This window comes from Streptomyces sp. TRM64462 (assembly GCF_013362995.1).
Classification (GTDB): domain Bacteria; phylum Actinomycetota; class Actinomycetes; order Streptomycetales; family Streptomycetaceae; genus Streptomyces.
In genome coordinates, this window is sequence record NZ_JABWDV010000327.1 from 13,224 (window position 1) to 31,391 (window position 18,168).

At 70.7% G+C, this 18,168-nt stretch carries 12 protein-coding genes, 1 tRNA gene and 1 pseudogene; 5 read left to right on the forward strand and 9 right to left on the reverse strand.

The window, feature by feature from the left end; genetic code table 11:
• Positions 1 to 348 precede the first annotated feature (348 nt).
• Positions 349 to 747: pseudogene (locus HTZ82_RS32935) on the reverse strand (TetR/AcrR family transcriptional regulator C-terminal ligand-binding domain-containing protein); the annotation flags it as partial.
• 134 nt (positions 748 to 881) lie between these two features.
• Here HTZ82_RS32935 and HTZ82_RS16535 point away from each other — a divergent pair.
• The gene (locus HTZ82_RS16535) at positions 882 to 1,373 is read left to right on the forward strand and encodes a GNAT family N-acetyltransferase (RefSeq protein WP_175410155.1); all 492 of its coding nucleotides are present in this window, start codon (positions 882 to 884) and stop codon (positions 1,371 to 1,373) included.
• Between the two features lie 43 nt (positions 1,374 to 1,416).
• On the opposite strand, the gene HTZ82_RS16540 is transcribed toward HTZ82_RS16535, so the two are convergent.
• From HTZ82_RS16540 to HTZ82_RS16550, 3 genes are all read right to left on the reverse strand, one after another.
• Complete coding sequence (locus HTZ82_RS16540; RefSeq protein WP_175410156.1) at positions 1,417 to 1,806, reverse strand: VOC family protein; 390 nt, start codon at positions 1,804 to 1,806, stop codon at positions 1,417 to 1,419.
• Positions 1,807 to 2,016: 210 nt separating this feature from the next.
• The gene (locus tag HTZ82_RS16545) at positions 2,017 to 2,439 is read right to left on the reverse strand and encodes a VOC family protein (RefSeq protein ID WP_175410157.1); all 423 of its coding nucleotides are present in this window, start codon (positions 2,437 to 2,439) and stop codon (positions 2,017 to 2,019) included.
• A 10-nt stretch (positions 2,440 to 2,449) separates the two neighbouring features.
• Positions 2,450 to 2,824, reverse strand: coding sequence for a helix-turn-helix transcriptional regulator (locus HTZ82_RS16550; protein WP_217624232.1), 375 nt, complete (start codon positions 2,822 to 2,824; stop codon positions 2,450 to 2,452).
• A 185-nt stretch (positions 2,825 to 3,009) separates the two neighbouring features.
• Between HTZ82_RS16550 and HTZ82_RS16555 the strand changes: the two genes are divergently transcribed.
• Complete coding sequence (locus HTZ82_RS16555; protein ID WP_175410159.1) at positions 3,010 to 5,436, forward strand: excinuclease ABC subunit UvrA; 2,427 nt, start codon at positions 3,010 to 3,012, stop codon at positions 5,434 to 5,436.
• A gap of 117 nt (positions 5,437 to 5,553) precedes the next feature.
• On the opposite strand, the gene HTZ82_RS16560 is transcribed toward HTZ82_RS16555, so the two are convergent.
• Both HTZ82_RS16560 and HTZ82_RS16565 read right to left on the reverse strand, forming a co-directional pair.
• Positions 5,554 to 7,314: a glycoside hydrolase family 6 protein gene (locus HTZ82_RS16560; protein WP_175410160.1), complete on the reverse strand. Its 1,761-nt coding sequence runs from the start codon at positions 7,312 to 7,314 to the stop codon at positions 5,554 to 5,556.
• Between the two features lie 17 nt (positions 7,315 to 7,331).
• Entirely contained in the window at positions 7,332 to 8,876 is a 1,545-nt protein-coding gene (locus tag HTZ82_RS16565; RefSeq protein WP_175410161.1) for a cellulase family glycosylhydrolase, read from the reverse strand.
• A gap of 257 nt (positions 8,877 to 9,133) precedes the next feature.
• Between HTZ82_RS16565 and HTZ82_RS16570 the strand changes: the two genes are divergently transcribed.
• On the forward strand, positions 9,134 to 12,040 hold the full coding sequence (locus HTZ82_RS16570; RefSeq protein ID WP_175410162.1) for a glycoside hydrolase family 48 protein: 2,907 nt from the start codon (positions 9,134 to 9,136) through the stop codon (positions 12,038 to 12,040).
• A gap of 113 nt (positions 12,041 to 12,153) precedes the next feature.
• Positions 12,154 to 14,799, forward strand: coding sequence for a cellulose binding domain-containing protein (locus tag HTZ82_RS16575; protein ID WP_175410163.1), 2,646 nt, complete (start codon positions 12,154 to 12,156; stop codon positions 14,797 to 14,799).
• Here HTZ82_RS16575 and HTZ82_RS16580 read toward each other — a convergent pair.
• Positions 14,786 to 16,654, reverse strand: coding sequence for a rhamnogalacturonan lyase (locus tag HTZ82_RS16580; RefSeq protein ID WP_175410164.1), 1,869 nt, complete (start codon positions 16,652 to 16,654; stop codon positions 14,786 to 14,788). The genes HTZ82_RS16575 and HTZ82_RS16580 overlap by 14 nt on opposite strands.
• A 102-nt stretch (positions 16,655 to 16,756) precedes the next feature.
• Between HTZ82_RS16580 and HTZ82_RS16585 the strand changes: the two genes are divergently transcribed.
• On the forward strand, positions 16,757 to 17,284 hold the full coding sequence (locus HTZ82_RS16585; protein WP_175410165.1) for a MepB family protein: 528 nt from the start codon (positions 16,757 to 16,759) through the stop codon (positions 17,282 to 17,284).
• A gap of 95 nt (positions 17,285 to 17,379) precedes the next feature.
• On the opposite strand, the gene HTZ82_RS16590 is transcribed toward HTZ82_RS16585, so the two are convergent.
• A tRNA-His gene (locus tag HTZ82_RS16590) sits at positions 17,380 to 17,452 on the reverse strand.
• 94 nt (positions 17,453 to 17,546) lie between these two features.
• Positions 17,547 to 18,158, reverse strand: a complete 612-nt coding sequence (gene orn / locus HTZ82_RS16595) for an oligoribonuclease (protein ID WP_175410166.1) — start codon at positions 18,156 to 18,158, stop codon at positions 17,547 to 17,549.
• Between the last annotated feature and the right edge of the window lie 10 nt (positions 18,159 to 18,168).

An 18,168-nucleotide genomic window follows, 5' to 3' on the forward strand; every position in this document is an offset into this window, starting at 1 on the left:
CAGGAGGTCCGCCGTGGCGAAGTGCCACACCGCGTGCAGGGCGCGCAGCGGCTCGGCCTCAAGGGAGCTGCCGAGCAGGGGCGGAGCACGTCGCGCCCGCCGGCGACGAGGTGGATCAGGGCCGTCGCGGTCGCCAGGGCTCCCGCGGCCATTAGCCATCCGTTCACCGGGCCTCGATTCCCTTGGCGGCGATCCCGGGGATGCTCCGAGCCAGTCCGGGGTCGGCGGGCTCGCCGAGGATGCCCAGCCGGAAGAAGACGGTGCCGACGAGGGAGTCGAGCACCAGATCGCCCTCACGCCCGGGACGGTCTCGCCACGTGCACGGGCCCGGTCGAAGACAGCGGCCAGGCGCTGGCGGGCGCGAGGATGGCGGAGCGGATGGTGGCGCGCAGCTCGGGGTGCGGCGGCGAAATCCGCCAGCAGGCCGGGCAGCGCCTCAGCGGCGGCCGGTGCGCTGAACTCGTCGATCAGGTGCCGGACGAGGACGGTGAGGTCGCCTTCGAGGGTGCCAGTGTCGGGCACCGGGCGGTGTCGGTGGTGGTGAATACCGCCTCGTAGACCAGCTCGGCCTCGCCGGACCACCGGCGGTAGATGGTGTTCCTTCCCCACCCGGGCCCGGGCCGCCACGGCCCCGAGGGGCATGGCGGCATAGCCGGTCTCGGCCACCAGCTCGGAGGCGGCGGCGAGGATCGCCGCATGCGAACGGGAATCTCGCGGGCGTCCGCGCGGAGTTGGCTGAGCAATCATGCCCCCTCTTTGTCATACGAGCCGTTCCGTATGGAAAACAGTCCGCCTCGTGAACCGCTTGGCAGGCGTGCGGATTTCGCAACCTCCGGGAAAACCGCTGGGCACCGCCCCGCCGAGCCCCCTAGGGTCGCGCCATGTCGTCTGCTTCCGCGACCGCGCTGCGCCTCGAAGAGATCACGCCGGACAACGTCCTGGACGCGTGCGCGCTCAGAGTTCATCCGTTGCAGGAGAAGTTCGTGGCGCCCGTCGCCCGGTCGTTGGCGGAGGCGTATGCGTCGCCCGGCATTGCCTGGCCGCGTCTGATCATGGACGGGGACGAGCTGGTCGGTTTCGTGATGGCGTTCTTCGACGTCCGCTTCGACGAGAAGAACCCGGACGACCGCCCGCGCAGCGGCCTGTGGCGCCTCAACATAGCGGCGACGCACCAGGGCTGCGGCTACGGCAGGTTCGCCGTGGAGGCCGTGGCGGAGGAGATCCGCCGCAGGGGCGGCACCCGGATCACGGTCACGTGGAAGCCGGGCGAGCACGGCCCGGAGGAGTTCTACCGGACGCTGGGCTTCGAGCCGACGGGTGAGATGAGCGAGGACGAGCTGGTGGGCGAGATGGACATCGCCCCGTTGCCGTAGCGTGGCGGCCGCCCGCTGCCGGCGGCCGCCACGGGACCCGTGCTTACGCGGGCCGGGCGTACGGCCGCGTCATGATCTCCATGTTGTGCCCGTCCGGGTCGTCGAAGTACGCGCCCCGCCCGCCGAAGAGCCGGTTGATCTGCCCGGGCTCGGTGTGGCCGGGGTCGGCGTAGTAGGTGACCCCACCGGCTTCCAGGCGCCCGATCATCGTGTCGAACTCGTCGTCGGGCACGAGGAACGCGTAGTGCATGGAGGCGACCGGTGCGCCGTCGGGGCTCTCGTAGAAGTCGAGCGTCACGCCGTTCCCGGTGTCCACCGGAATGAACGGCCCGAACGGCGCCCCGACCTTCAGCCCGAGTATCCCGGCGAGGAACTCGGCGGAGGCCAGCTTGTCGGTGGCGTGGACGACGGTGTGGTTGAGATCTGCGGTCATGAGGTCCTTCCCCGAGGTGAACGTGCGTGGTGTGTGTGGCAGCGCGTCCGAAGGACACGCACACACCTGGGGGGCCTCTGGCCCGCCCCGCGCTCACAACGAGGCCGGGTGCCTCACTCGCTCACGGCCCACGGCCGACCCGGCAGTCATATGCCCGACCTTAGCCGGGCGTTCGGCACCCTGACCACACGATTTCGGCCGGTCCCGGGCCTAGTTCCCGCGGGGCTGCGTGAAGCGCAGCATGTTGCCGGCGGGGTCGCGGAAGGCGCAGTCGCGGACGCCGTAGGGCTGGTCCATGGGCTCCTGCAGCACCTCGCCGCCGGCCGCCCTGATGCGCTCGAAGGTGGCGTCGCAGTCGGCGGTGGCGAAGATGACGCCCCGCAGCAGGCCCTTGGCCATCAGTTCGGCCATGGCCTGCCGGTCGGCCGGGGAGGCGTTCGGGTCGGCGAGCGGCGGTTCCAGGACGATGTTCACGTCCGGCTGGGCGGGCGAGCCGACGGTCACCCAGCGCATCCCCTCGAAGCCGACGTCGTTGCGTACCTCCAGGCCGAGCACGTCTCGGTAGAAGCCGAGCGCCTTGTCGTGGTCGTCGACGGCGATGAAGCACTGGGAAAGGGTGATGTCCGTGTTCATGCCGTTCACGCTACGGCCGGGCGGCGGGTCTCGCTTCTCCATTCCTGACCGGTCGCGTGTGGATCTTGGCGATGCACGCCGGGATGGCCGCGCCGTCGTCATGGCTCCGGGCCCGGTAGGCGCTCGGGCTCTCGCCGACCAGCTGGGTGAAGCGCGAGCTGAAGGACCCCAGCGACGTACAGCCGACCGCGAAGCAGACCTCGGTCACCGACAGGTCGCCGCGCCGGAGCAGCGCCTTGGCCCGCTCGATACGGCGGGTCATCAGGTAGCTGTACGGCGTCTCGCCGAAGGCGGCGCGGAAGCTGCGCGAGAAGTGGCCCGCCGACATCAGGGCCTCACGGGCCAGCGCCGGGACGTCCAGCGGCTCCGCGTAGTCGCGGTCCATCCGGTCACGGGCCCGCCGCAGCCGGACGAGGTCGTCGAGCTCCTGTCGTCTCACCCGACGATTTTCCCACGCGAGACGCTCGATCAGGAATCGAGAAGCACCGGCCCTGCCCCGCCGCTAGCGTGGTCGCATCGAGCCAGGCGGCGCCGACGGGGAGCGCGACGCCTACGGAAGGTGGAGACACGATGACCAGGGCCACGAGGCCGGACGCCCAGCCGGGCACGCAGCCGCCCGCGCAGCCGCCCGCGCCGCACGTCGCCGACAGCCATGATCTGATCCGTGTGCACGGCGCGCGCGAGAACAACCTCAAGGACGTCAGCGTCGAGATCCCGAAGCGCCGGCTGACGGTGTTCACCGGCGTCTCCGGCTCGGGCAAGAGCTCCCTGGTCTTCGACACGATCGCCGCGGAGTCGCAGCGGCTGATCAACGAGACCTACAGCGCCTTCGTGCAGGGCTTCATGCCGACACCGGCCCGGCCCGAGGTCGACGTGCTCGACGGGCTGACCACCGCGATCACCGTCGACCAGCAGCGGATGGGCGCCGACCCCCGCTCCACGGTCGGCACCGCCACGGACGCCAACGCGATGCTGCGCATCCTCTTCAGCCGGCTCGGCAAGCCGCACATCGGACCGCCCGGCGCGTTCTCCTTCAATGTCGCGTCGGTCTCCGCGAGCGGCGGGCTCACGGTCGACCGCGGCGCCGACAGGACGAAGACCGAGAAGGTGACCTTCAGCCGCACCGGCGGCATGTGCACGCACTGCGAGGGCCGCGGCACGGTCTCCGACATCGACCTCACCCAGCTCTACGACGACTCCAAGTCGCTCTCCGAAGACCCGTTCACCATCCCCACCTACACCGGGGACGGCTGGGTGGTGCGGGTCATCAGGGAGTCGGGCTTCTTCGACCCGGACAAGCCGATCCGTGCGTACACCAAGAAGGAGCGGCACGACTTCCTCTACCGCGAACCGACCAAGGTCAAGATCAACGGGGTCAACCTCACCTACGAGGGGCTCATCCCGAAGATCCAGAAGACGTTCCTCTCCAAGGACCGGGAGTCGATGCAGCCGCACATCCGGGCCTTCGTGGACCGGGCGGTCACCTTCACCACGTGCCCCGAGTGCGACGGCACCCGGCTCAGCGAGCTCGCCCGCTCGTCGAAGATCAAGAAGCTCAGCATCGCCGACGCCTGCGCGATGGAGATCAGAGACCTGGCCGAGTGGCTCCGCGGCCTCAAGGAGCCTTCGGTGGCGCCGCTGCTCACCGCGCTGCAGCACACGCTCGACTCGTTCGTGGAGATCGGCCTGGGGTATCTGTCGCTCGACCGGGCGTCGGGCACGCTCTCGGGCGGCGAGGCGCAGCGCGTCAAGATGATCCGCCACCTCGGCTCGTCGCTCACCGACGTCACGTACGTCTTCGACGAGCCCACCATCGGTCTGCACCCGCACGACATCCAGCGGATGAACAACCTGCTGCTGCGGCTGCGGGACAAGGGCAACACGGTGCTGGTCGTGGAGCACAAGCCGGAGACGATCGCGATCGCCGACCACGTCGTCGACCTCGGCCCCGGCGCCGGTACGGCCGGCGGCACCGTCTGCTACGAGGGGACCGTCGAGGGGCTGCGGGCCGGCGGCACCGTCACCGGCCGCCATCTCGACGACCGGGCCTCCCTCAAGGAGAGCGTGCGCAAGCCCACCGGCACGCTGGAGATCCGCGGCGCGACGGCGAACAACCTGCGCGACGTGGACGTCGACATCCCGCTCGGCGTCCTCACCGTCGTCACCGGTGTCGCCGGCTCCGGCAAGAGCTCCCTCATCCACGGCTCGATGCCGAAGGACGCCGACGTGGTCATGGTCGACCAGGCCCCGATCCGCGGCTCCCGCCGGAGCAACCCGGCGACGTACACGGGTCTGCTCGATCCGATCCGCAAGGCGTTCGCCAAGGCCAACGGCGTCAAGCCGGCGCTGTTCAGCGCCAACTCCGAGGGCGCCTGCCCCACCTGCAACGGCGCCGGCGTCGTCTACACCGACCTGGCGATGATGGCGGGCGTCGCAACCACCTGCGAGGAGTGCGAGGGCAAGCGGTTCCAGGCGTCGGTGCTGGAGTACACCTTCGGCGGCAAGGACATCAGCGAAGTCCTCGCGATGCCCGTGACCGAGGCGGAGGAGTTCTTCGGCGCGGGGGCGGCGCGCACGCCGGCGGCCCACCGGATCCTGGAGCGGATGGCGGACGTCGGTCTCGGCTACCTCACCCTCGGCCAGCCGCTCACCACGCTGTCCGGCGGCGAGCGGCAGCGGCTCAAGCTGGCCACCCACCTGGCGGAGAAGGGCGGCGACCGGTTCGTCTACGTACTCGACGAGCCGACCACCGGCCTCCACCTCGCCGACGTCGAGCAGCTGCTCGGCCTGCTCGACCGGCTCGTCGACTCCGGCAAGTCGGTCATCGTCATCGAGCACCACCAGGCCGTCATGGCGCACGCCGACTGGATCGTCGACCTCGGCCCCGGCGCCGGCCACGACGGCGGCCGCGTCGTCTTCGAGGGAACCCCCGCCGACCTCGTCGCCGCCCGCTCCACCCTCACCGGCGAACACCTGGCGGCCTACGTCGGCGGCTGACCCGTCCCCCCGAGGGGCCGTCCTCCCGAGGACCCGTCCCCCTGAGAGGCGCGCGCGAGGCCCCCGCTCCCGGACCTGCCGGGTGCGGGGGCCTCGCTCAGGAGCCGGCTCCGGCCGTCAGAGCGCCGGGTGGGCGTTCTTCAGCAGCTCCTGGAACTGGGCCGAGAACCAGTGGCCCGAGATCGGGGCGTCCGGGAGGGCGCCCGACATGTTGTTGTTGTTCCGCGGGTTGCCCTCGTACGTCGGGTCGCACATCCGGTCGAAGCCCTTGCCCTCGTTGTTCGGGATGGCCTTGCTCGACCCGTCCGACTCACCGGGCGGCTTCATCCACACGTACGCGTCGATGCCCGGCTCCGGGGCCGCCTGCGGCCGCTCGCCGAGGCCCGCGCCCGCCTGGTTGCACCAGTTGCCGGGGTTGATGCGGCGGTCGTAGCGGCCGCCGTCGACGTACGTGTCGACGTCGGTCCTGGCGCCCGGGCCGGCCGGCCGGTTCGCGCCGCCCCAGCCGTTGCGGGACGTGTCGATCAGCATGCCGATGTTCGCGTCGAAGCCGATCCGTACCAGCTCGTTCCGCATGGCCTGCGCGTACGACAGCTCGTCCGTGTACCGGTTCCAGTCGACCCACTTCGACTGGCGGACCGACACCCCGTTGACCGAGTCCTCGATCTTGAAGTGGTCTTCCTTGAGTGCGCTGTAGTTGGCCGTGTTGACGATGAAGCCGTGGACGTCGGCGACCGTCGCACCCTCGGCCGTCGCGGCCTGCTTGAAGACCTGGGCGGACGCGCCGAAGTTGTCGTCCCAGCCGAGCCAGCCGTGGTGGCCGGCGTCCACGTAGTTGTAGACGTTGCCGATGGCGCCCAGCTTGTTCAGGGCGTAGCCGACGCCCTTCACGTAGTTGCCGTTGGCCTTCATCACGTCGCAGTTCGGCGTGGCGGTGGGCCGCGGCGTCACGTTGGTGACCAGGTTGGGGAGGCTGTCGAGCTCGACCGTCGTGACGATGCGCAGGCCCGCGTACTTCGGGTCGGCGAGGATCGCCGCGATCGGGTCGATGTACTCCGTCTTGTAGCGGTCGATCTCCGTCGGGCCCAGCTCGCCGTTGGAGGCGAGCGCCGCGCAGTCGCGGCCCGGCAGGTTGTAGATGACGAGCTGGATCGCCAGCTCGCCGGTGCCCTTCTGACGCAGCGCCTCGTCGAGGTGGTCGCGCAGGCCCATCTTGCCCTCGGCGCCCGCGATGGCGGCGGTGCGGTCCAGCCACACACCGGTCGGCTGGTTGGAGACCGCCGTGCCGCCCGGTTCGGCCGCGGCCTTCGCCTGCCACTCGGGGTTGACGTAGACCTTGGCGCCCGCGTACGGGTTGTCGACCTTGCTGCCGGCCGGCGGGTCCGTGGGCGGGTCGGTGGGCGGGTCGGTGGGCGGGTCCGTCGGGCCCGGGCCCGTGTCGTCGTTGCACGTCACGCCGTTCAGCTTGAACGTCGCGGGCACGGCGTTCGTCCCGCTGTACGAGGCGTTGAAGCCGAACGACGTGGACGCGCCGGTGCCGAGCGACCCGTTCCAGGCGGCGTTCCGCGCCGTGACGTTCGCGCCGGACTGGCTGATGTCGGCGCTCCAGCCCTGGGTGATCTGCTGGTTCCCGCCGTACGTCCACTCCAGCGTCCAGCTGCTGAGCGGGTCGCCGGTGTTGGTGACCTGTACATCGGCGCCGAAGCCGGTGTTCCACTGGTTGGTGATCCGGTACTCGACCGTGCAGCCCGGGGCGGCGGCTCCGGCGGCTCCGGCGGGGGAGGTGAGGGCGGTGGCGGTGGCGCCTGCCGTCGCGATCAGGGTGCAGGCGGCCAGGGCCGCTGTTCTGCGGCGGGGTCGTGCGAGTGTGCGGCTCATGGGGATGGGGTTTCCTCTCAGTTCTGCAGGGCGCGCAGGTGGTCGCGCAGGCCCACGCCGAAGGCGGTGGGCGTACCGTCGTAGCTGCTGATCAGGGCCGGGCCCGCGGAGCAGTCCCAGGTGTTCCAGGTCCAGCCCAGGTAGGACAGGCCGCGGTCGTCGAACCACTTCATGACGCGGTCGATGAAGCCGTGGCCACAGGTGTTCTCGCCGATCTCGCCCGCCACCAGGGGGACCTGGGCGGCGACGGGGGCGAGGGTGGTGTCCCAGCACGCCTCGTTGGAGCAGGTGTTGAAGTTGTAGACGTGCCAGGCGGCGGCCAGATTGCCCGCCGGGTCGGTGGGGGCGTACTCCAGCCAGCGGCTGAGATCGTTGGAGTACGCGAGGCCGGGGACGAGGACGAGGTTCGTCGCGCCCGTGGCCCGTACGGCGTCCAGCAGGTCCTGCATCCCGGCGACCTCGTAGCCGACCCCGGGGCAGCTTCCGCCGTCCCGCCAGCAGGCCCACGCGGCGTCGGCCGTGGGGGTGGCACGGTCCACGTAGGGCTCGTTGAACAGGTCGAACACGACGCGCCGGTCGTTCTTGAAGGTGTCGGCGACCGAGGTCCAGAACGCGGGCGTGTAGCGGGCGTTCGGCATCGGCTTCTGGCAGCTCGCGTGGATGTCGGAGCAGCCGGCGGAGTTGCCGGTGTACTGGCCCCAGCTCCAGTGCAGTTCGAGTACGGGCGTCATGCCGTGGGCGATGACGCGGCCGACGAGGCCCTTGACGGCGTTGATGTAGGTGTCGCCCCGGTATTCGGGCTTGATGTTGTCCAGGCCCAGCCAGCACTCCTCGTTCAGGGGGATGCGTACGGTGTTGGCGTTCCAGTCCGCGATGGCCTTCACGGACGCGTCGTCCACCGGGCCGTCGAAGATGCCGTAGCCCTGGACGCACGCGAACTCGCCGCCGGAGCGGTTCACGCCGAGCATGCGGCGGGTCGCGCCGTTCTCGTCGACGAGCCTGTTGCCGCTCACGGTGAGGACCGGAGGCCCGTCACCGGGGGCGGGCGGGTCCGGCGGATCGGGTGGATCCGGCGGGTCCGGCGGGTCGGTCGGCCCGCCCGGGTCCTCGTTGCACACCGTGCCGTTCAGCGTGAACGCCGTCGGCGCGGGGTTGGCCCCGGAGTACGAGGCGATGAACCCGGCCGTGACGCTCGCGCCCGCGGCGAGCGTCGCGTTCCAGGACTCGTTCGCCGCGGTGACCGAGGCGCCGGACTGGGACCACTTGGCGCCCCAGCCCTGGCTGACCTGCTGGCCGCCGGTGAAGTCGAAGCCGAGGCTCCAGCCGTTCAGCGCGGAGCCGTTGTTGGTGATCGTGACCGAGCCCTGGAAGCCGCCGGCCCACTCGTTGACGGTGGAGTACTCCACCGTGCAGACGGGGGACGCCTCTTCGGCGGCGGATGCCGAGGAGACCGGGGCCAGCACAGCACCCGCGAGGACGAGCGCGGCTCCCGAGAGCAGCGACAACGCACGCGGGAGACGACGTGGGGGACGACGTGGGGGATGGCGCGGGGGGTGTCGCATGAGCGACTCCTCACAGTATGCGGCGCGTACCTGACAACACGCCGGACTGAATGGAACCGCTCCCACTGGTCCGCCGACCGTAGCGCCCCCATCCCGTCAAGCAACAGAGGGAGGGCAAAGTTTTTCTTTCGAACGTCTTCGACTCTTCAAGCACCTTGACCCCGCCCGCACCCCTCCCCATAGTGGGAGCGCTCCCACTGGTTCAAGGCTTGTCACCCCACCCTCCTGCTCCACAGAGCCGCTAGGAGAGACCCCCGATGTCGCCAGGACCGAGGAGACGGCTTCTGACCGTCCTGGCCGCCGCCATCGCCCTGCCCCTGGGCATGACCGCGGCCAACGGCGCACCGGCACAGGCACGGGCAGCCGCCGTGCAGTGCAGCGTCGACTACACGACCAACGACTGGGGCTCCGGCTACACCGCCGAGCTCACGCTCACCAACCGGGGCACCGACCCCATCGACGGCTGGACCCTCAGCTACGACCAGACCGGCGACCAGCAGCTGAGCAACGGCTGGAACGGCACCTGGTCCCAGTCCGGGAAGACCGTCACCGTCACCAACGCGGCCTGGAACGGGACGGTCGCCGCGGGCCAGGCCGTCACCACCGGCGCCCAGTTCACCTACAGCGGCAGCAACGCCGCGCCCACGGCGTTCACCGTGAACGGCACGCTCTGCGCGGGCGCCCACCAGCCGCCCATCGCCGTGCTGACCAGCCCGGAGGCCGGCGCCACCTTCAGCGCGGGTGACCCGGTCCCGATGGCCGCCACCGCCGCGGCCGCCGACGGCGCCACCATCAGCAAGGTCGAGTTCTACAGCGACACGGCCCTGCTCGGTACGGACACCACATCGCCGTACACCTTCGCCGCGAACGGTCTCGCCGCCGGCTCCCACTCCCTCTACGCCAAGGCGTACGACAGCCAGGGCGCCGCCGCCGAGTCCGCGCCCGTCGGCATCACCGTCGCCGCGGGCCCCGCCCTGGTCGCGAGCCCCGCCCAACTCGGCGTACGCCAGGGCGAGTCGGGCACCTTCGACCTGAAGCTGTCCACACAGCCCGCCGCGAACGTCACGGTGACCGTCGCCCGCACCTCGGGCAACACCAACCTCACCGCGGCCCCCACCAGCCTCACCTTCACCCCGGCCACCTGGGACACCGCCCAGAAGGTGACCGTCACCGCCGCCGCGTCCGGCACCGGCACCGCCGTGTTCACGGCGACCGCGCCAGGCCACGGCAAGGCCGAGGTCACCGTCGCGCAGCTCGCCGCGGGCTCCACGTACGAGGGCCGCTTCCTGGACCTCCACGCGAAGATCACCAACCCGGCCAACGGCTACTTCTCGCCCGAGGGCATCCCGTACCACTCCGTCGAGACCCTCATCGTCGAGGCGCCCGACCACGGCCACGAGACGACGTCCGAGGCGTACAGCTACCTGATCTGGCTCCAGGCCATGTACGGCAAGATCACCGGCGACTGGACCAAGTTCAACGGCGCGTGGGACACCATGGAGAAGTACATGATCCCCACCCGCGCGGACCAGCCGACCAACGACAAGTACAACGCGTCGGCGCCCGGCACCTACGCCCCCGAGCTGGACGACCCGTCCGACTACCCGTCCCGCCTCGACGGCCAGGTCCGCGCCGGCGCCGACCCGATCGCCGGTGAGCTGAAGAGCGCCTACGGCACGGACGACATCTACGGCATGCACTGGCTGCAGGACGTCGACAACGTCTACGGCTACGGCAACGAGCCCGGCAAGTGCTCCGCGGGCCCGACCGCCACGGGCCCGTCGTACATCAACACCTTCCAGCGCGGCCCGCAGGAGTCCGTCTGGGAGACCGTCACCCACCCGACCTGCGACAACTTCTCCTTCGGCGGCCCCAACGGCTACCTCGACCTGTTCACGGGCGACGACTCCTACGCCAAGCAGTGGAAGTTCACCAACGCCCCCGACGCCGACGCCCGCGCCGTCCAGGCCGCCTACTGGGCCGACCTGTGGGCGAAGGACCAGGGCCAGGGCGGCCAGGTCGCCGCGACCGTCGCCAAGGCCGCCAAGATGGGCGACTACCTGCGCTACTCCCTCTTCGACAAGTACTTCAAGAAGGCCGGGAACTGCGTCGGCGCGGCCACCTGCCCGGCCGGCACCGGCAAGGACAGCGCCCACTACCTGATGTCCTGGTACTACGCCTGGGGCGGCGCCACCGACACCAGCGCCGGATGGGCCTGGCGCATCGGCTCCAGCCACGCCCACAGCGGCTACCAGAACCCGCTCGCCGCGTACGCGCTGAGCGAGTACGCGCCCCTCAAGCCCAAGTCGGCCACGGGCGCCCAGGACTGGGCCACCAGCCTGAAGCGGCAGATCGAGTTCTACCGCTGGCTCCAGTCCAGCGAGGGCGCCATCGCGGGCGGCGCCACCAACAGCTGGCAGGGCCGCTACGCCACCCCGCCGGCCGGCACCCCCACCTTCTACGGCCTCTTCTACGACGAGAAGCCCGTCTACCACGACCCGCCCTCCAACCAGTGGTTCGGCTTCCAGGCCTGGTCCATGGAGCGGGTCGCCGAGTACTACCACCAGACCGGTGACGCCCTCGCCAAGAGCGTCCTCGACAAGTGGGTCGACTGGGCCCTGTCCGAGACCACCATCAACCCCGACGGCACCTACCGCATGCCCTCCACGCTCCGCTGGACCGGCGCCCCCGACACGTGGAACGCCGCGTCGCCCGGCGCCAACAACGGCCTGCACGTCACCGTCGCGGACTACACCGACGACGTCGGCGTCGCCGGCGCGTACGCCAAGACCCTGACGTACTACGCCGCCAAGTCCGGCGACGCGGACGCCAAGCGGGTCGCCAAGGCCCTCCTCGACGGCATGTGGAACCACCACCAGGACCCCCTGGGCATCGCCGTCCCGGAGACCCGCGCCGACTACAACCGCTTCGACGACCCGGTGTACGTGCCGGGCGGCTGGACCGGCACCATGCCGAACGGCGACCGCGTCGACTCGTCGTCGACGTTCACGTCGATCCGCTCCTTCTACAAGGACGACCCGGCCTGGTCGAAGATCGAGGCCTATCTGGCGGGCGGCGCAGCCCCCGTCTTCACGTACCACCGCTTCTGGGCCCAGGCGGACATCGCCCTGGCCATGGGCTCGTACGCGGAGCTCCTCGAGTAGCCCTGCCCCGCGACTCCGCGTACGTACCGGCCGGGCGGGCCGCGCACCCGCGCGACCCGCCCGGCCCCTTTCCGATCCCCGATTTCCGAGCTCCGAGAGGGAGCACCCCCCCCATGAAGAGACATCTGCTCGCGGGGCTGGCCCTGGCCGCCGGCCTGCTGACGGGCGCGCCGCCCGCCGCCCAGGCGGCACCGGAGCCACCGGCCACCGCCGCCGCGGTCTCCGCCGACACGTACACGTGGAAGAACGTGCGCGTCGACGGCGGCGGTTTCGTCCCCGGCATCGTCTTCAACCGCTCCGAGAAGAACCTCGCCTACGCCCGTACCGACATCGGCGGCGCCTACCGCTGGGAGCAGTCCACCAAGACGTGGACCCCGCTCCTGGACCACATCGGCTGGGACGACTGGGGCCACACCGGTGTCGCGAGCCTCGCCACGGACTCCGTCGATCCGGACAAGGTGTACGTCGCCGTCGGCACGTACACCAACGACTGGGACCCCGGCAACGGCGCGGTCCTCCGCTCCTCCGACAGAGGCGCGAGCTGGCAGAGGACGGACCTCCCCTTCAAGCTCGGCGGCAACATGCCGGGCCGCGGCATGGGCGAGCGCCTCGCCATCGACCCGCACCGCAACAGCGTCCTGTACCTGGCCGCGCCGAGCGGCAACGGCCTGTGGCGCTCGACGGACTCGGGTGTCTCGTGGTCGGAGGTCGCGTCCTTCCCGAACCCGGGGAACTATGCCCAGGACCCGTCCGACACCAGCGGCTACGCCTCCGACAACCAGGGCGTCCTCTGGGTGACGTTCGACGAGTCGACGGGCAGCGCCGGTCAGGCCACACGGACCCTCTACGTGGGCGTGGCCGACAAGGAGAACGCCGTCTACCGCTCCACGGACGCCGGCGCGACCTGGTCCCGCGTGGCTGGCCAGCCCACGGGCTTCCTGCCCCACAAGGGCGTGCTGGAGGCGGAGACCGGCTCCCTGTACCTGGCGTACAGCGACACGGGCGGTCCGTACGACGGCACGGACGGCGAGGTGTGGCGGTACGCGACGGACACGGGAACGTGGCACGACATCACCCCCGACAGCGACCCCTACTACGGCTTCAGCGGCCTGAGCGTGGACCGTCAGAACCCGGGCACCGTCATGGTGACGGGCTACAGCTCCTGGTGGCCCGACACACAGATCTTCCGTACGACGGACAGCGGGCAGAACTGGACGGCCGCCTGGGAGTACACGTCGTACCCGAACCGCGAGAACCGCTACACGATGGACGTGACGTCGTCACCGTGGCTGAAGTGGGGCGCGAACCCGAGCCCGCCCGAGGAGAGCCCGAAGCTCGGCTGGATGACGGAGACGCTGGAGATCGACCCGTTCGACTCGAATCGCATGATGTACGGCACCGGCGCCACCATCTACGGCACGGAGAACCTCACCCAGTGGGACGCGGGGAACGACATCACCATCAAGCCCATGGTCCAGGGCCTGGAGGAGACGGCGGTCAACGACCTGATCTCGCCGCCGTCCGGCGCCCCGCTCCTCAGCGCGCTCGGTGACATCGGCGGCTTCCGCCACACGGACCTGACGAAGGTCCCGTCGCTGATGTTCACGCAGCCGAACTTCACGTCGTCGACGAGCCTCGACTACGCCGAGCAGAAGCCGAACACGGTCGTACGGACCGGGCACCTGGACGCGGGCCCGCGCATCGCGTTCTCCACCGACAACGGCGCCAACTGGTTCGCCGGGCAGGAGCCTTCGGGCGTCTCGGGCGGCGGCACGGTCGCCGCGGCGGCCGACGGGAGCCGCTTCGTCTGGAGCCCGGACGGCACGGGCGTCCACACGACGACCGGCTTCGGCACGTCCTGGACGGCGTCGCAGGGCGTCCCGGCGGGCGCGACGGTCGAATCGGACCGCGTGAACCCGCGGAAGTTCTACGCCTTCAAGGACGGCACCTTCCACGTCAGCACGGACGGCGGCGCCACCTTCACCGCCTCGCGCGCCACGGGCCTGCCGGCCACCGGCAACGTCCGCTTCAAGGCGGCCCCGGGCAGGGAGGGCGACATCTGGCTGGCGGGCGGCGAGCCGAACGGCACGTACGGCCTGTGGCGCTCGAAGGACTCGGGCGCGACCTTCACGCGGGTGAGCGGCGTGGCGGAGGCCGACACGATCGGCTTCGGCAAGGCGGCACCGGGCGCGGCGTACGACACCCTCTTCGCGAGCGCCGAGATCGGCGGCGTACGCGGCATCTTCCGCTCCACGGACGAGGGCGCGTCGTGGACCCGCGTCAACGACGACGCGCACCAGTGGGGCTGGACGGGCGCGGCGATCACGGGCGACCCGAGGATCTACGGCCGGGTGTACGTATCGACAAACGGCCGGGGCATCATCTACGGCGACACGACGGACACGGGCGGCGAGCCCACGGACCCGCCGACGGACCCGCCCACAGACGCCCTGTGCGAGACCACGTACAAGGTGACGAACCAGTGGTCAGGCGGCTTCCAGGCCGACGTCACCGTCAAGAACACGGGAACGGAAGCCTGGAACGGCTGGTCACTCGCCTGGACCTTCGGCGCGGGCCAGCAGATCACCCAGATGTGGAACGCGAACCACACCCAGTCCGGCGCGACGGTCACCGTGACGAACGCCGGCTGGAACGGCGTGGTGCAGCCGGGAGCGTCGGTGACACTCGGCTTCACCGGCTCGTGGTCGGGGACGAACGCGCCCCCGACCACGACCTGTACTCCCGCTACGGCGTCGTGACCGACGGCCGGGGTGCGGTCCGCATCCCGGCCCCGATGTGGAAACTCGGGTGCGGGGGCTGGTTGTAGGCGGTGTTCTGCCAGGCCAGCCCCGTGCGGTACATGGTGTCGTGCAGCAGCGTGGTGATCCGCGTACTGGTCTCGTGCGGTGTGGAGTAGATCCGCAGCGCCCGGTTGTCGGCGGTACGCCACACGACCTCCTCGCGCCAGTCGCCGAGGATGTCGCCGGAGAGCGCGGGGGTGGCCTTGGTCCCGTTGTTGGACGCGACGGAGGCGCCGGTCAGCAGCCGCGTGTCTCCGCTCGGCCCGTACTTGTCGATACGGGTCCCGTCGAGCAGCTCCCTCGTCGTGTCCCCGTCCCACCAGGCGAGGAAGTTGACGGACGAGGGCCGGCGCCCCTTGGAGCCGCCGCCCTCGTCGCGGATGACGCCACCGCCGGAAGCGGACCACACCTCGGCACCGTCGTTGCCGGCCCAGATGTCCCCGGCGACGCCGCGCCCGTTGTCGCAGCAGGCGGCGAGCTTCCACCGGACGGCCCCGTCGGAGGGCTCGATGTACACCTCGGCGGGCTGACTGCTGGACTCGGACACCTTGAAGTACTCGAGCCCGGGTGAGCCCGGGTCGAGATCCCCGAGGTGCTGGGCGTCGCCGTGCCCGGTCCGGGTGGTCCACAGCCCGTGGCCGTTGTCGTCGACGGCCATGGAGCCATAGACGATCTCATCCCTGCCGTCCCCGTCGACGTCACCGACGGACAGGCTGTGGGACCCCTGCCCGTCGTACCCCTTGCCGACGTTGGTGCTGGAACTGGTGTCGAAGGTCCACCGCCGGGTGAACTGCCCGTTCCGCCAGTCCCAGGCGGCGATGACGCTCCGCGTGTAGTACCCGCGCGCCATGATCAGCGAGGGGCGTACGCCGTCGAGGTACGCGGTCCCGGCGAGGAACCGGTCGACGCGGTTGCCGTAACTGTCGCCCCACGAGGAGACGTTGCCCCGCGCGGGCACGTAGCCGGTGGTGGCCATGGCGGCCCCGGTCCGCCCGTCGAACATGGTGAGGTACTCGCTCCCGGAGAGCACGTACCCGCGGGAGTTCCGGTGGTCGGCGGAGGCGGAGCCGATGACGCGCCCGGTCCCGTCCACGGTCCCGTCGGCGGTCTTCACGGCGACCTCGGCGCGCCCGTCGCCGTCGTAGTCGTACACCTGGAACTGGGTGTAGTGGGCGCCGGAGCGGATGTTGCGCCCGAGGTCGATGCGCCAGAGCCGGGTCCCGTCGAGCGTGATGCCGTCGAGGATCGTGTTCCCGGTGTACCCGGACTGGGAGTTGTCCTTGGCGTTGGTGGGCTGCCACTTGAGGACGAAGTCGAGGGCGCCGTCCCCGTCGAGATCCCCGACGGAGGCGTCATTGGCCTCGTACGTGTACGACACCCCGTCAGGAGTGGTCCCCCCGGCGGGCGGCGAGAGAGGCACATCCTTGTACCCACCGCGGAACTGCACGGCGTGCACGGAGTCAGGCTGCTCGACGCCGCCGACGACGGCGCGGACGGTGTAGTCGGCGTGACTGGGGGCGCCGGGGTGGAAGTAGTTGGTGGAGCCGGTGACAGGCGCGGCGTTGACCTTGGTGCCGGCCCGGTAGACGTTGAAGGCGACGCTGTCGGGATCGGTCGCGAGCCACCTCCAGCTGACGAGGTTGCCGGTGCCGGTGTGGACGCTAAGGACGCCCCGGTCGAGCCGCTCGGCCTGCCGCGCGGCGACAGCACTGCCGGCGGCCCCGGCGGGCGGCCCGGTCAGCCCGATGGCGGCGACACCGGCGGCCGCGGCGGCGCCCAGGGCGAGGGCCCTGCGTATCTGCGGGTGCTGCACGTTTCCTCCGTGTGGGGGAGAGGTTCCGTTGCGTACCCGACAGTCGTCGCGGCCGCGCCGCGGGTTGCCGCCTGCGGCGGCAGGCGATGGCAGGATGACGGCATGGTGACGAATCAGCCGTGGACGGGGCTTCACGGTGACCTGCTGGCGGCGAAGGCGTGGGTGTACGACCCGTGCGGTTTCGACTGCTCGCTGCCGGTGCCCGAACCGGAAGGCGCCGAGTACGCGGCGTGCGCGTTCACGCTCGGTGAGCGTTCGGTCCGGTTCCGCGTGGCGAAGACCACCCCGGCGAAGGCGGGCCAGTTCGTCACCGTGTGGCAGCGGTCTCAGGAGGGGCCGATCCGGCCCTTCGACGCCGACGACGGGGTGGACCTCTTCGTCATCAGCAGCCGCGACGAGAACGGCTTCGGACAGTTCGTGTTCCCGCGCGAGGTGTTGTGCGAGCGCGGCATCGTTTCCCGCGGCGGCTCCGGCGGCAAGCGCGGATTCCGCGTCTATCCGCCCTGGGTGAGCACGACCAGTCGGCAGGCCCGCAGCACCCAGGCGTGGCAGGTGAACCACTTCGTCAGCCTCGGCGAGGACGGGCCTGCCGACCCGAGGCGCGCCCACGCCCTCTACCACCCCGGCTGAGGGCTGCCCGCGGGCCCGACGGGTCGTCCACGGGCCGGCGGGCGGCATGCGAAAGGCCCGGGCCGCTTGCGCGGACCGGGCCTTTCGCTGATCAGGGTGAGTAACGGGACTCGAACCCGCGACATCCTGGACCACAACCAGGTGCTCTACCAGCTGAGCTATACCCACCACGACCGGTCTTTTTCCCGACCGGCCGAGAAAAAGTGTACAGGGTCCGGGAGGGTGCTCGCGCACGGGTTTGTTTCGTGCCCGGTGGGGCGGGCTATGCCCGGGGCTCCGGGGGGAGGACGTGGCGGGACGCGATGGTCTTCGCCGTGTCGGAGTCCGGGCCCGGCTGCGGGACGAAGATCGCGTCGCGGTAGTAGCGCAGCTCCGCGATGGACTCGCGGATGTCGGAGAGGGCGCGGTGGTTGCCGTTCTTCTCCGGGCTGTTGAAGTACGCCCGGGGATACCAGCGGCGGGCCAGCTCCTTGACCGAGGAGACGTCGACGATCCGGTAGTGGAGGTAGTTCTCCAGTGTGGGCATGTCGCGGGAGAGGAAGCCGCGGTCGGTGCTGACCGAGTTGCCGCACAGCGGCGCCTTCCCGGGCTCCTTGACGTGCTCGCGCACATACGCCATGACCTGCGCCTCCGCGTCGGCGATGGTGGTGCCGCCCGCGAGCTCGTCGAGGAGTCCGGAAGCGGTGTGCATCTCGCGCACCACGTCCGGCATGGTCTCCAGGGCCGCGTCCGGCGGCCGGATGACGATGTCCACGCCCTGACCGAGCACGTTCAGTTCCGAGTCGGTGACCAGCGCGGCCACCTCGATGAGTGCGTCGTCCGTCAGCGAGAGCCCGGTCATCTCGCAGTCGATCCACACCATGCGATCGTTCATGCGTCCTACC